Origin of the sequence: Flexivirga aerilata (assembly GCF_013002715.1) — a bacterium.
GTDB classification, from domain to species: domain Bacteria; phylum Actinomycetota; class Actinomycetes; order Actinomycetales; family Dermatophilaceae; genus Flexivirga; species Flexivirga aerilata.
The window spans coordinates 12,893-26,897 of the sequence record NZ_JABENB010000001.1 but is presented as its reverse complement, the minus strand read 5'-3'; the positions used below and the strand labels follow the sequence as shown (position 1 = coordinate 26,897).

The 14,005-nt window shown below is 70.6% G+C and carries 10 protein-coding genes; 9 read left to right on the top strand and 1 reads right to left on the bottom strand.

Annotated elements, in window-relative coordinates:
- Window positions 1–54 precede the first annotated feature (54 nt).
- From HJ588_RS00130 to HJ588_RS00090, 9 genes are all read left to right on the top strand, one after another.
- Entirely contained in the window at window positions 55–2,142 is a 2,088-nt protein-coding gene (locus tag HJ588_RS00130) for a copper-translocating P-type ATPase (protein WP_425483521.1), read from the top strand.
- A gap of 33 nt (window positions 2,143–2,175) precedes the next feature.
- Window positions 2,176–2,766 (top strand): aminoacyl-tRNA hydrolase, encoded by a 591-nt coding sequence (gene pth / locus HJ588_RS00125; protein ID WP_171150785.1) that lies wholly within the window; start codon window positions 2,176–2,178, stop codon window positions 2,764–2,766.
- Window positions 2,767–3,007: 241 nt separating this feature from the next.
- Window positions 3,008–6,556 carry a transcription-repair coupling factor gene (gene mfd / locus HJ588_RS00120; RefSeq protein WP_171155194.1) on the top strand — a complete coding sequence of 1,183 codons (3,549 nt, stop codon included), beginning with the start codon at window positions 3,008–3,010 and terminating at the stop codon, window positions 6,554–6,556.
- A 110-nt stretch (window positions 6,557–6,666) separates the two neighbouring features.
- Window positions 6,667–7,227: a hypothetical protein gene (locus HJ588_RS00115; RefSeq protein WP_171150783.1), complete on the top strand. Its 561-nt coding sequence runs from the start codon at window positions 6,667–6,669 to the stop codon at window positions 7,225–7,227.
- On the top strand, window positions 7,224–8,237 hold the full coding sequence (locus HJ588_RS00110) for a MazG family protein (RefSeq protein ID WP_171150781.1): 1,014 nt from the start codon (window positions 7,224–7,226) through the stop codon (window positions 8,235–8,237). The genes HJ588_RS00115 and HJ588_RS00110 overlap by 4 nt, the downstream gene beginning before the upstream one ends.
- Window positions 8,238–8,624: 387 nt before the next feature.
- Window positions 8,625–9,218, top strand: coding sequence for an orotate phosphoribosyltransferase (pyrE, locus tag HJ588_RS00105; RefSeq protein ID WP_171150779.1), 594 nt, complete (start codon window positions 8,625–8,627; stop codon window positions 9,216–9,218).
- A 95-nt stretch (window positions 9,219–9,313) separates the two neighbouring features.
- Complete coding sequence (locus tag HJ588_RS00100) at window positions 9,314–10,459, top strand: LLM class flavin-dependent oxidoreductase (protein ID WP_171150776.1); 1,146 nt, start codon at window positions 9,314–9,316, stop codon at window positions 10,457–10,459.
- On the top strand, window positions 10,456–11,322 hold the full coding sequence (locus HJ588_RS00095) for an ABC transporter permease (protein ID WP_171150774.1): 867 nt from the start codon (window positions 10,456–10,458) through the stop codon (window positions 11,320–11,322). Before HJ588_RS00100 ends, HJ588_RS00095 begins: the two co-directional genes overlap by 4 nt.
- Window positions 11,319–13,049, top strand: a complete 1,731-nt coding sequence (locus HJ588_RS00090; protein ID WP_171150773.1) for an aliphatic sulfonate ABC transporter substrate-binding protein — start codon at window positions 11,319–11,321, stop codon at window positions 13,047–13,049. Before HJ588_RS00095 ends, HJ588_RS00090 begins: the two co-directional genes overlap by 4 nt.
- Before the next feature lie 35 nt (window positions 13,050–13,084).
- Here the strand turns inward: HJ588_RS00090 and HJ588_RS00085 are convergent, their stop codons facing one another.
- Window positions 13,085–13,981 (bottom strand): LysR family transcriptional regulator, encoded by an 897-nt coding sequence (locus HJ588_RS00085; RefSeq protein WP_171150770.1) that lies wholly within the window; start codon window positions 13,979–13,981, stop codon window positions 13,085–13,087.
- Between the last annotated feature and the right edge of the window lie 24 nt (window positions 13,982–14,005).

Sequence of the window (14,005 nt, the reverse complement as noted above, 5' to 3'; positions counted from 1 at the left end):
ATGCTCTCTTGTTTATACCCCTGGGGGGTATATAGTGCAGACGGAGGTATGGCGATGACGATGCATCACGGGCACGGCGCGGGCACGATGCGACCCGACGCACCCACCCACGGCGACGAGGCGAGCGGTCACGCGGGACACGGTGGTCATGCGGGAAGCAGTAGCCACGCGGGTCACGGCGACCACGTCGCGCAGTTCCGGCGGCTCTTCTGGATCATGCTGCTCGTCGCGATCCCGGTCGTGGGCTGCTCGGCGATGTTCGCCGATCTGGTCGGCTACTCGCTGCCCGCCGGCCTCGACTGGGTGTCGCCGGTGCTCGGCTCGGCGATGTACGTGTGGGGCGGCTCGCCGTTCCTGACGGGTGCGGTGAGCGAGATCCGCGCGCGGCAACCCGGGATGATGCTGCTGATCGGCCTGGCGATCTCCGTGGCGTTCTTCGCCTCCTGGGGCGCGAGCCTCGGCGTGCTGCACCACGAGCTCGACTTCTGGTGGGAGCTCGCCCTGCTCATCGTGATCATGCTGCTCGGGCATTGGATCGAGATGCGGTCGCTCGCCCAAACCACCTCTGCGCTGGACACTTTGGCGGCGTTGCTGCCCGACGAGGCCGAGCGCGTCGAGGGCGATCAGGTGGTGACCGTCGCGCCGTCGCAGCTGCGCGTGGGAGACGTTGTCGTCATACGGCCGGGTGGGCGGGTGCCCGCGGACGGCCGGGTGGTGCAGGGGTCGGCGAGTGTCGACGAGTCGATGCTGACCGGCGAGTCGCGGCCGGTGCGCCGGTCCGCGGGCGACCCGGTGGTGGCGGGGACGGTGGCCACCGACTCCGGGCTGCGGGTCGAGGTGACGGCGATCGGCGACGACACCGCGCTCGCCGGCATCCAGCAGCTGGTCGCCGACGCGCAGGCGTCGTCGTCGCGGGCGCAGCGTCTCGCCGACCGCGCCGCCGCCCTGCTCTTCTGGTATGCGCTCGGCGCCGCCGTCATCACCGCGATCGTCTGGGCGCTGGTAGGTCAGCCGGACGAGGGTGTGGTGCGCACGATCACGGTGCTGGTGATCGCCTGCCCGCATGCCCTGGGCCTCGCGATCCCGCTGGTCGTGGCGATCTCGACCGAACGCGCCGCCAGGGCCGGGGTGCTGATCAAGGACCGGCTCGCGCTGGAGAGCATGCGCACCGTCGACACCGTGCTCTTCGACAAGACCGGCACGCTCACCAAGGGTGCGCCCGCGGTGACCGCCGTCGAGCCGGCACCGGGTTTCACCGATGACCAGGTGCTCGCGCTGGCGGCCGCCGCCGAGTCCGACTCCGAGCACCCGCTCGCGAAGGCGATTGTGCAGGCCGCGCGGGGGCAGCAGGTGCTCGCAGCGAGCGACTTCTCGTCCTCGCCGGCGGTCGGGGTGCGCGCAGTGGTCGACGGCCGCGTCGTCGAGGTCGGCGGGCCGCGTCTGCTCGACGAGACACCCGCCGACGAGCTTCCGATCGCCGATGTATGGCGCAACGACGGCGCGATCATCCTGCACGTCCTGGTCGACGGCAAAGTCGCCGGCGCCCTCCGCCTCGCCGACGAGATCAGGCCCGAATCCCGGGAAGCGGTAAGGGCTTTGGCCGATCGCGGCGTGCAGGTGGTGATGATCACCGGCGACGCCGAGGCGGTCGCGGCGTCGGTCGCGGGCGAGCTCGGCATCGAGCGGTTCTTCGCCGGCGTCCGGCCGCAGGACAAGGCCGCGGCCGTGGAGCAGCTGCGTGCTGAGGGCCGCAAGGTGGCGATGGTCGGCGACGGCGTCAACGACGCACCCGCGCTCGCCGCGGCCGACGTCGGCATCGCGATCGGTGCCGGCACCGATGTGGCGATCGCGTCCGCCGGGGTGATCCTCGCCAGCGACGACCCGCGCTCGGTGGTGTCGGTGATCGAGCTGTCCAGGGCGAGCTATCGGAAGATGAAGCAGAACCTCTGGTGGGCGGCGGGCTACAACCTGGTCGCGGTGCCGCTCGCGGCCGGGGTGCTCGCGCCGTGGGGATTCGTGCTGCCCATGTCGGTCGGCGCGATCCTGATGTCGCTGTCGACCGTGGTCGTCGCGCTCAACGCGCAGCTGCTGCGGCGGCTCGACCTGCGGCCGGAGGCGGTCATCGACACCGGCGCGCGCTGACCCGGAGTGGCCGATGCGTCATACTCGCTGCCCGTGAGTGACACCCCGCCCTGGCTGATCGTCGGACTCGGCAACCCCGGCCCGAAGTACGCCGGCAACCGGCACAACGTCGGCGCGATGGTCGTGCAGCGCATCGCCGAGGACGCCGGGGCGAGCCTGCGGGCGCACAAGGCCGGCGCGAGCGCGGCGCAGGTGCGGCTCGCCGGGGAGCCCGCGGTGATCGCGATCCCGAGCAGCTACATGAACGAGTCGGGCGGCGCCGTCGCCGGGCTGATGCGCTTCTTCAAGGTGCCGCTGGAGCGGCTGATCGTGATCCACGACGAGCTCGACATCGACTTCGCCGCCCTACGGCTCAAGCGCGGCGGGGGAGAAGGCGGTCACAACGGGCTGCGTTCGATCAGCAAGTCGGTCGGCTCCAAGGACTACCTGCGGGTGCGCGTCGGCATCGGCCGCCCGCCCGGCCGGATGGACCCTGCGGCATACGTGCTGAAGGACTTCAACGCCACCGAGCGCAAGGAGCTCGACTTCCTGGTCCCCGACACGATCGAGGCGACCGAGCTGCTGCTGCAGCACGGGCTGACCGACGCGCAGAACGTCGTGCACGCCCGCGGCGCCGCGCGGTGACGAGCTCTCATGACGGGCCGCCCGTCTCGTCAGCGACCGTGACGCCGGCCGCACCGTTGCTTACGGGATCCACGCCTGTCGGACCGGCCGCCTAGAATCGACAACGTCACCCCGACCGCAGCGCGAGTCGGGGCCGTTTGCGTTGCCACCATGACCCTTTCAGACCCGTTCAGAGGATGTGCCCGTGAGCCTGCAGCCCGTGCTCGACCTGCTCGCCCGCGACGACGCCGTCGCGCGGCTGATGTCGCACGTCGGCACGGCCAATGTCGTCGACATCGCCGGGGCACCCGGAGTGCGTGCCCCGCTGACCGCACTGCTCGCGCGCGGCGTCGACGACCGCCCCGGCCGCACCGTGCTGCTGGTCACCGCGACCGGGCGGGAGGCCGGCGACCTCGCGCAGTGTCTGCGGTCCTTCCTGCCGGACGACACGGTGGTGGAGTTCCCCAGCTGGGAGACGCTGCCGCACGAGCGGCTCAGCCCACGCAGCGACACCGTCGGTCGCCGGCTCGCGGTGCTGCGGCGCCTCGCCCACCCCGACCCCGACGACGAGGCCTATGGTCCGATCGACGTCGTCGTCGCGAGCGTGCGCGCGCTCATGCAACCGATTGCCAAGGGGCTCGGCGACCTCGCGCCGGTGTCGCTGCGCGCCGGTCAGGACGCCGACCTGCCCGACGTCGTCGAGGCGCTCGCCGCGGCCGCCTACACCCGCACCGACCTGGTCGAGCGGCGCGGCGAGTTCGCGGTGCGCGGCGGCATCCTCGACGTCTTCCCGCCGACCGAGGAGCACCCGGTGCGGGTCGAGTTCTGGGGCGACACGGTCGAGGAGATCCGCTGGTTCAAGGTCGCGGACCAGCGCAGTCTCGAAGTCGCCGAGCACGGACTTTGGGCGCCGCCCTGCCGTGAACTGCTGCTCACCGACGACGTCCGGGCCCGCGCGGAGACGCTCGCCGGCCAGCTGCCCGGCGTGCAGGACATGCTGCTCAAGGTCGCCGAGGGCATCGCCGTCGAAGGCATGGAATCGCTCGCGCCGATCCTGCTGGCCGGCGGCACCGCCGGTGGCATGGAGACCCTGCTCGACGTGCTGCCCGACGGCACCCACGTCGCGCTCGCCGACCCCGAGCGGGTGCGCACCCGCGCGCACGACCTGGTCGCGACCAGCGCCGAGTTCCTCGACGCCAGCTGGGCCAACGCGGCCGCCGGCAACGCGGTGCCGGTCGATCTGCAGTCCGTGCTCGGCACCGCCTCCTACTGGTCGCTCGCCGAGCTTCGCGATCACGCACTCGCCAAGGGCCTTGCGTGGTGGTCGTTCTCGTCGTTCGCGACCGACGACGAGCTGGCCGAGTTCACCGAGGACGAGCTGCCGGGCGAGCGGGTCAACCTCGGCACCGCGGAGGTGCCGGCATACCGCGGCAACACCGAGCAGGCCGTCGGCGACATCCGTGACTGGGCCAGGGACGGTCAGCGGGTGCTGATCGTCACCGAAGGGCCCGGCCTCGGCCACCGCATCGGTGAGGTGCTGCGCGACCACGACGTCGCCTCGCACCGGATCGACCAGCTGACGCCGGGCTCCGTCGAGTTGGCCACCGCCGCCTACGGTCGCGGATTTGCTTTGCCGGCAAGCAATTTCGTGCTGCTCTCCGAGAGTGACCTGACCGGATCGGCGGGCCAGGGCGGCAGCACCAAGGACATGCGCCGCATGCCGTCCCGTCGCCGCAACGTCGTCGACCCGCTGCAATTGCACCCCGGCGACTACGTGGTGCACGAGCAGCACGGCGTCGGGCGCTTCGCCAAGATGATGCAGCGCAACGTGCACGGCGCCACTCGCGAATACCTGGTGATCGACTACGCGCCGGCCAAGAAGGGTCAGCCGGCCGACCAGCTCTACGTGCCCACCGATCAGCTCGACCAGGTGACCCGATACGTCGGCGGCGAGCAGCCCAGCCTCAACAAGATGGGCGGATCCGACTGGCAGACAACAAAGTCCAGGGCTCGCCGGCACGTGCGGCAGATCGCTGCGGAGCTGATCCAGCTCTACTCGGCACGCATGGCGACCGAGGGGCATTCGTTCGGTCCCGACACCCCGTGGCAGCGCGAGCTCGAGGACGCCTTCGCCTACGTCGAGACGCCCGACCAGTTGAGCAGCATCGACGAGGTCAAGGCCGACATGGAGAAGTCGGTGCCGATGGACCGGCTGATCTGCGGCGACGTCGGCTACGGCAAGACGGAGATCGCGATCCGCGCTGCCTTCAAGGCGATCCAGGACGGCAAGCAGGTCGCGGTCCTGGTGCCGACGACGCTGCTCGTCAAGCAGCACGAGCAGACCTTCACCGAGCGTTACGCCGGCTTCCCGGTCACCGTGCGGGCGCTGTCGCGCTTCCAGAGCGACCGGGAGGCGCGCGAGATCATCGACGGATTGCGTTCCGGCGCAGTCGATCTCGTGATCGGCACGCACCGGCTGCTGTCCAACGAGGTGAAATTCAAGGACCTCGGTCTGGTGGTCGTCGACGAGGAGCAGCGCTTCGGCGTCGAGCACAAGGAGCAGCTCAAGCAGATGCGCACCGCCGTCGACGTGCTCGCGATGTCGGCGACACCGATCCCGCGCACGCTCGAGATGGCCGTGACCGGCATCCGTGAGATGTCCACTCTCGCAACGCCCCCCGAGGAACGCCACCCGGTGCTCACCTTCGTCGGCCCCTATGACGAGAAGCAGATCGGCGCCGCCATACGCCGCGAACTCATGCGCGAGGGCCAGGTGTTCTACGTGCACAACAAGGTCGGCTCGATCGAGAAGGCCGCCGCGCGGCTGCGCGAGCTCGTGCCGGAGGCGCGCATCGCCACGGCGCACGGCAAGATGTCCGAGGGTCGGCTGGAGCAGGTGGTGACCGACTTCTGGGAGCGGGAGTTCGACGTGCTGGTGTGCACCACGATCGTCGAGACCGGCCTGGACATCTCCAACGCCAACACCCTCATCGTCGAGCGCGCCGACCAGCTGGGTCTTTCCCAGCTGCACCAGCTGCGTGGCCGCGTCGGGCGCGGCCGCGAACGCGCCTACTCCTACTTCCTCTTTCCGCCGGAGAAGCCGCTCACCGACACCGCGCACGACCGGCTGCAGACCATTGCCAGTCACACCGACCTCGGCGCCGGCATGCAGGTGGCGATGAAGGACCTCGAGATCCGCGGCGCCGGCAACCTGCTCGGCGGCGAGCAGTCCGGGCACATCGCCGGGGTCGGGTTCGACCTCTACGTCCGCATGGTCGGTGAGGCGGTGGCCGACTTCCGTGGCGACGGCGGCTCGAAGGCCCCGACCGAGGTCAAGATCGAACTGCCGGTCGACGCGCACCTGCCACACGACTACGTGCCGGGGGAGCGGTTGCGCCTGGAGGCCTACAAGAAGCTGGCGACCGTCGAGGACGAGGCCGGGCTGGGCGAGATCGAGGCCGAACTGCGCGACCGTTACGGCGCCCCGCCGGAGCCGGTGCAGCATCTCTTCGAGGTCGCCCGGCTGCGGGTCATCGCACGCCAGGCCGGCATTGGCGACATCGCAGTGCAGGGCCGGATGATCCGCTTCGGGCCGGTCGAGCTGCGCGAGAGCCAGCAGCTGCGGCTCGAACGCCTCTACAAGGGCACGATGATCAAGCCGGCGATCCACCAGATCCTGGTGCCGCAGCCCAAGACCGCGCCCGTCGGCGGTCAGCCGCTGCGCAATACCGAGGTGCTGCAGTGGGCGTCCCAGCTGATCAAGGCGGTGCTGCTCGACGACATCGCAGCGGCGGCCGGCGCCGCGTCCTGACGGGCGGCCGCCGGGCGCGAGCCGACGGCAGCAGGCACAGGCCGGGCTGGCATGATGCTGCGGGGTCTTCGTCGACCCGATCAGCATGTCGTTTTGAGAAAGGTCAGTCCATGCCGAGCCTTCGCACCGGCCGCCCGGCGCGCGCCGCCATCGCCGGCGCCGTCGTCCTCGCCACCATCGGCCTCACCGGCTGCGGCAGTGACGGAGTGATGCACCGTGGCTCGACCGCGCTGGAGTATGACGGCAAGAGCGCCAGCGCCAGCGACCTGCAGACGGCTGCACAGCAGATCACCAAGGCGATCGGCTCGGGCACCATCACCGCGTCGGACGTCGCCGGCGTGCTCGCGCTGGAGCCGCAGCTGACCAAGCTCGGCAAGGCCAACGGCGTGGTGGTCTCCGACGACCAGGTGAAGGCCACCTACCCCAAGGTCGACTTCACCCCGACCGCCCTCAACGCCATGCGGGCCAGCACGCTCGGCTCGGAGCTGCAGAACAGCGGTGCGCTGACCGCGGCGACCGCGCAGGAGCTGCTCAAGGACGCGAAGGTCACGATCAACCCGCGCTACGGCACCTGGGTGCCGGGCAAGGGCGCCAGCGCCGCGCCGCAGCCGTGGATCAGCCCGAAGCCGTCGCAGCAGGCGCCGGTCCCCAACGGTCGTCCCGCCGAGTGACCGAGCCGGCGGGTCCGCTGCTGACCGTCCTCGTCACCTCCCCGCGCGTGCCGGCCGGGTTGCTGTCGCGCGACGCGTGGACGGCGTTGGGAGCCGCCGACCGGGTGTATGCCGCGGACCTGACGGATCCGGTGCCCGCCGCCGTCGCCACCTCCGGCATCGACGTCACGGCCGTCGCCTATGACTCCGCCGCGCAGGCGGCTCGCGAACTCGTTGCCGCTGCTGCGAATTCGTCGGTCGTGTGGATCAGCTCGCCCGACGCGGATCCGGGCCTGACCGACGCCCTCGCCGGTGAGCTGACCCGGCAGGACGACCCTCCGCAGATCGAGGTGCTGGTCGGGTCGTGGGACCTGCCCGGCGCTCGTCTGCTCGACGCGGTCGCGGTGATGGACGCGCTGCGCTCGCCCGGCGGCTGCCCCTGGGATGCGGAGCAGACGCACGCGTCGCTGGCGAAATATCTGCTCGAAGAGGCGCACGAGACCGTCGAGGCGATCGAGACCGGCGACCGGCAGCACCTCGCCGAAGAGCTCGGCGACGTGCTGCTGCAGGTGCTCTTCCACGCCCGCATCGCGGCCGACGAGGACCCGGCATTCGACATCGACGACGTCGCGGCCGGCCTGGTGGACAAGCTGATCCGCCGCCATCCCCACGTCTTCGCCGACGGCGACGCCGCCACGCCGGAGGAGGTCGAGCGCTCCTGGGAGCAGATCAAGGCGACCGAGAAGCCCGACCGCGCGGAGACCGACCTGCTCGCCGGCATCCCGGCGTCGCTGTCGACACTGCTCATTGCGGACAAGGTGTTGTCGCGGGCGAGTCGGCGCGGCATACCCATGTCGTATGGCGAGCGCCGCGACCTCGGCGCGCGCCTGCTTGCGCTGGTGGACGAGGCCCGTGCGTCGGGCGAGTCCGCCGACGCGCTCCTGCGCGCCGAGCTGCGCGCGATCGCCCACTCGGCACCTCCGTCGGCTGCAGAGTCCGGGCCAGGGTCGGTGCCAGACTCCGACGCCTGACCCCTTTCGCCGAGAGGCCCACTTGTCATCGAGGGGACCACATATTCGGGCCCGAAATCCGCAGGTTTTCTGTGCCTGTGGGCGATAAGTGGCCCTCTCGGCGGAGAGGGGCGGGCCGGGCCACGCTGCACACGATGTCGTATGGCGAGCGCCGCGACCTCGGCGCGCGATCGCTCACTCGCCGGCCCCGCCGGCTTCAGAGTCCGTGCCAGGGCCGGTGCCCGAGTCCGACGCCAGACTCCGGCGCCTGACCCCTTTCGCCGAGAGGCCCACTTATCGTCGACAGGACCACTTGTTCGGGCTCGGAATCGCCCGGATATGTGTGCCTCTGGGCGATAAGTGGTCCTCTCGGTGGGGACGGGGCGGAGCCGTGCCACGCTGCATCTCATGAGCAACGACGCACCGACGACGCCCGACGACCCGCAGGCGCCCATCGACCCGCAGACGGCCATCGATCCACTGGCGACCGCCATCGACCAACGGTGCCGCCTGCAGGGCGAGTTCACCGTTCGCTCCGGCCAGGTCCTCACCGAATACTTCGACAAATACCTCTTCGAGGGAGATCCCGAGCTGCTGCGGCACGTGGCCGAGCGCATGGTGCCGCTGCTGCCGGCGAAGTCGGAGCTGCTCGGCGGGCTCGAACTCGGCGGCGTGCCGATCGCCACGATGCTCAGTCAACTGACAATGATTCCAACGGTTTTCGTGCGCAAGAAGGCCAAGGAATACGGCACCTGCAAGCTCGCAGAGGGTGCCGACGTCGAGGGGCGCCGGATCGTGCTGGTCGAAGACGTCGTCACGACAGGCGGAGCAGTCGTCGACGGGGCGGAAGCGCTGCGCGAGCGGGGAGCGTTCGTCGATCTCGTGATCTGCGCCATCGATCGCAGGCCGGCCGACGCGACACGGCTCGACGCGGCGGGCATCGAGGTGCGGTCGGTCTTCACTCGGGCGCAACTCGACGCCGCACGCGCCACGGTGGAGTGATCGGAGTCACTCGTTCGCATGATGAGAAGTTATTGATAACAAAATATTGAGTGATAGTTTCGCCGTCGTCGACGACTCTCGAAAGGACATGCGCGATGACGGTCCACCTGCACTGGTTCCTGCCGACCAGCGGCGACTCCCGCACCGACCTCAGCTTCGGCGACGCGGTGAGCCCGCTCAGCGGATCCGCGGACGACACCCGCTCGGGCCGGCAAGGCAGGCGGGAGCCGACGGTCGACTACTTGGGTCAGATCGCCCGCTCCGCCGAACAACTCGGCTTTGAAGCCGCGCTGACCCCGACCTCGACCGAGTGCGAGGACGCCTGGGTGACCACTGCGGCCCTCGTCGCGCAGACGCAGCGGCTGAAGTATCTCGTCGCCTTCCGGCCCGGGCTGCTCAGTCCCACGCTCGCCGCGCAGATGGCCGCCACCTATCAGCGCATCAGCGGTGGCCGGCTGTTGCTCAACGTCGTGACCGGTGGGGAGGACCTCGAGCAGCGACGCTTCGGCGACCCGCTCGGCAAGGACGACCGCTACGCCCGCACCGGCGAGTTCCTCCATGTGTTGCGCCGGCTCTTCACCGGCGATCGGGTCACCTTCCGCGGCGACCATCTCTGGGTCGAGGACGCCTACCTGCCCGCGCCGCCCTCGCGTCCGGAGATCTTCTTCGGCGGCTCCTCGGCGTCCGCGCTGGAGGTCGCCGGGCGCTACGCCGACGTCTACCTCACCTGGGGCGAGCCGCCCGAGCAGGTCGTCGAGAAACTCGATCGCGCCCGCCTGGCCGCTGCCCGTGCGGAACGCGAATTGCGTTTCGGCATAAGGCTGCACGTCATTGCCCGGCCTACCGCCGACGAGGCGTGGGCGGTCGCGCACCGGCTGCTCGACGGCCTTCCGCCGGAGCAGATCGCCGCCGCCCAACGGGCGCAGTCGCAGGCGCAGTCCGAGGGGCAGCGCCGGATGACCGCCCTCCACGGCGGTCGCACGGACCAGTTGGAGATCTCACCCAACCTCTGGGCCGGTGTGGGCCTGGTCCGCGGCGGTGCCGGCACTGCGCTGGTGGGCAGCTACGAGGAGGTTGCCGACCGGATCGACGACTACCACCGCATCGGACTCGACCACTTCATCCTCTCCGGCTACCCCCACCTCGAGGAGGCCTACCACCTCGGTGAGGGCGTGCGCCCGATCCTTGCGGGCCGCGGACTGCTCGAGAGCCACACCGACCTGCGAGGTGCCCACGTATGACGACCACCCAGCTCGCTCGCACCGCAGCCCCGGCCGAGCCGACCGCACCCGCTGCCCGGGCCGCCAGTCGGCGCGGCGTGCGCGCCGACTTCAACGGATTGCCTTGGGAATGGCGGCTTCTCACCCCACTGGCCCTTGTCGCTGTCTGGCAGCTCGCCAGCGCGGTGGGCTGGCTGAAGCCGCAAACGCTGGCACCGCCGAGCGCGATCCTGCATCGCGCCGCGCTGCTCGTGCAGGACGGCACACTTCCGCAGGCGCTCCTGCACTCGGTCAGCAGAGCCGGCCTCGGCTTCCTGCTCGGCGCCGCGATCGCGGTCGTCGCGGGCCTGGCCGTCGGGCTCTCACGCCCGGCCGACGCGATCGTGGACCCGCCGATGCAGATGCTGCGCGCCGTGCCGCTGCTCGGCGTCGTCCCGTTGTTCATCATCTGGTTCGGGATCGGCGAGTTCTCCAAAGTGCTGCTCGTCGCGCTCGGCGTCGCCGTCCCGCTCTACCTCAACCTGGTCGCCGGCCTGCGGTCGGTCGATCCGCAGCTGTATGACGTCGCCGACTCGCTGCGCCTCACCAATCGTGAGCGACTGCAACACATCCTGCTGCCCGGAGCATTACCCGGCACATTGGTCGGCCTGCGCCAGGCATTGGCCTTCGCCTGGCTCGCACTGATCGTCGCCGAACAGATCAGCGCCACCTCCGGACTCGGCTTCATGATCAACAACGCGCGCGACTTCCTGCAGACCGACACGATCGTGGTGGGCCTCGTCACCTACGCACTGCTCGGCCTGATCACCGACGGACTGGTGCGCCTGCTGGAGCGACGTGCGCTGCGCTGGCGCGACGTGGCGACGGAAGGAGCGGCCCGATGAGTCCCGTGATCGACATCAAGCACCTCCGCCATTCGTATGGCGTCAAGACAGTCCTCCGCGACCTCGACCTGCGAGTCGAACCCGGCGAATTCGTCGCTGTCATAGGACGTTCCGGCTCGGGCAAGTCGACGCTGCTGCGCCTGTTGGCAGGTCTCGCCGGGGGCGCCACCGGCGGCACCATCCGCACCGCGCAGCGCCCGGCCGTCGTCTTCCAGGACGCGCGACTGCTGCCGTGGCGCAGCGTGCTCGACAACGTGGCTCTGGGCCTGCGGTCTGACGACGCGCACGACGTCGGTGCGGCGGCGCTCGCCGAGGTGGGTCTGGGCGATCGTCTCGCGGCGTGGCCGCGTGCACTCTCAGGAGGGCAGCAACAGCGAGTTGCCTTGGCCCGAGCGCTGGTTCGCGAGCCGGACCTGCTGTTGCTCGACGAACCGTTCAGTGCGCTCGACGCGATGACGCGGGCCGAGGCGCAGGAGCTCGTGCTGCAGCTGTGGCGCCGGCACGACCCGGCGGTGGTGCTGGTGACCCACGACGTGGAGGAGGCAGTCCTGCTCGCCGATCGCGTCGTCGTGCTCGCCGACGGCCGGATCGAGCACGACCTCCGCGTCGATCTGCCCCGCCCGCGGGTCCGCGCCGATGTCGGCGTGCAGCAGCTCGCCTCCCGGCTGCTGGCGCTGCTCGACGACGAAAAGGCCAGTGCGGCAACAGTTCCCGACAAGACCGCACGTGATCGGAGGGCCGCCTGGACCCGTCGGGGCGCGCTCGCCGGGACGCTCGCTGCGACGGCCGCGCTCGTCGGCTTCACCGACGCGCGCGACGGTGGGAGCAGCAAGATCACGGTCGCGTCCGGAGGGTCGGCCCGCGGCGCCACGCTGCGCGTCGCCGTGCAGACCGACGGGCTGCGCTCGCTCCTGCAGGCATCGGGGCAGTTGCGAAACCTGCCCTATGCCGTCACATTCGACCAGTTCAGCTATGGGCCGCCGATCGTGGAGGCGCTCGGAGCCGGCCGTGTCGACATCGGTGGCGTCGGCTCCACGCCGCCGATCTTCGGGGCGGCCTCGCAGACCAACTTCCGGGTGGTCGCGACGCGTGCGCTGCGCAACCGCACGGACTCCCACATCCTGGTGCCGAAGGGGTCGTCGATACGCCAGGTCGGGCAGTTGCGTGGCAAGCGCATCGCCGTGCCCCGCGGCAGCTCGGCACACGGCATGGTGCTGCGTGCGTTGCAGCGCAACGGGATCGGCCCCTCGCAGGTGCAGTTGATCTTCCTGCAACCGGCTGACGGTGCAGCGGCCTTCAACGGTGGTCAGGTCGACGCGTGGGCCGTGTGGGAGCCGTTCGTGACGCAGGCGGAGCAAGCCGGGGCCCGGGCGATCGCCGGTGGGCCGCCCGACGAGCTCGGGCTCAATTTCACGCTGCTGAGCAAGGCGGCGCTCACCGACGGCGCGAAGGTCGCGGCTGCCCGTGACTTCCTGCACCGGCTGGAAGCCGCCTACGCGTGGGGAGCGGCACACCTCGAGGCCTATGCCGCAGCCTGGTCGACGGAGTCGAAGATCCCGTTGACGGTGGCGAAAGCCGCGATCCCGCAACTGCGTTCGAGCCTCGGCCCGGTCCTGCCGGCGCACGTTGCCAGCGAGCAGCAATTGGCCGACCAGCTGCACGCGGATGGCGTCATCCCGAAGGCGGTCGACTTCGGCTCGATCGTCGACCGGTCGCTCCTGACCTGAGCGGTCGACCCATAGGTCGGTGCTCACCTGACCGCTCAGACACCCACCGGCGTCGGCAGCATGCGCGCCGTGTCCTCCAGTGCTGCCGCGACGGCATCGACGGCGCGTGGCCTCGGCGGCGCGCCGTAGGAGACGACCTGCACCCGCCGGGTTGCCGGCAGCCGGGTCACCCTGACGCCCGGATGCCGGTGCGCGGCCAGCGCCAGCCCGGGCAGGATGCTGACCAGCGAGCCTTGTGCGACCAGGGCCTGCACCGCGACGTAGTCGTCGGTCGCGAAGGTCACTTCCGGCTCGAATCCCGCTGCGGCGCAAAGGTCCACGAGCTGCGCGCGGCACCGCTCGCAACCGGCCACCCACCGCGTGCCGGTGTGGGCGCGTAGGGCGCGGTCGGGCCGACGCTCCCGCTCGGTGCCGGGCTCCACAAGGTAGAGGTGGTCGACGGCGACCGTCATCGCACTGAGGAGGTCGGCGTCCTCGTCCGCGTAGGTGAAGGTCAGCGCCAGGTCGACATCCCCTGCGCGCAGCATCGCGGCCGCGTCCGGCGGTTCCGCCTCGATCAACTCGATCGCCACTGCCGGCGCGCGCTCGCCGAGGAGTCTCAGCATCGGTGGCACCAGCGTCGCCGTGGCGGACGGGAACGCCGCCAATCGCACTCTGCCGGCTCGCAATCCGGCTGCCTGCTGCAGCTCGTCCTCGGCCCGCTGAGCCAGCGCCAGGATCTCCTCGGCCCGATGCGCGAGCGCCTCGCCCTCGGCGGTCAGCCGGACACCGCGTCCCACGCGCTGCAGCAGGACCGTCTGCGTCTCGGCCTCCAGGCGGCGCAGGTGGTGGGAGATCGTCGGCTGGCCGTAGCGCAGCTCGTCGGCCGCCGCGGACACCGAGCCGGTGTGCGCGACGGCGACCAGGGCTTGCAGGCGACGCAGCTCGAGCATGGCGACAACATATCGACAAGTTCG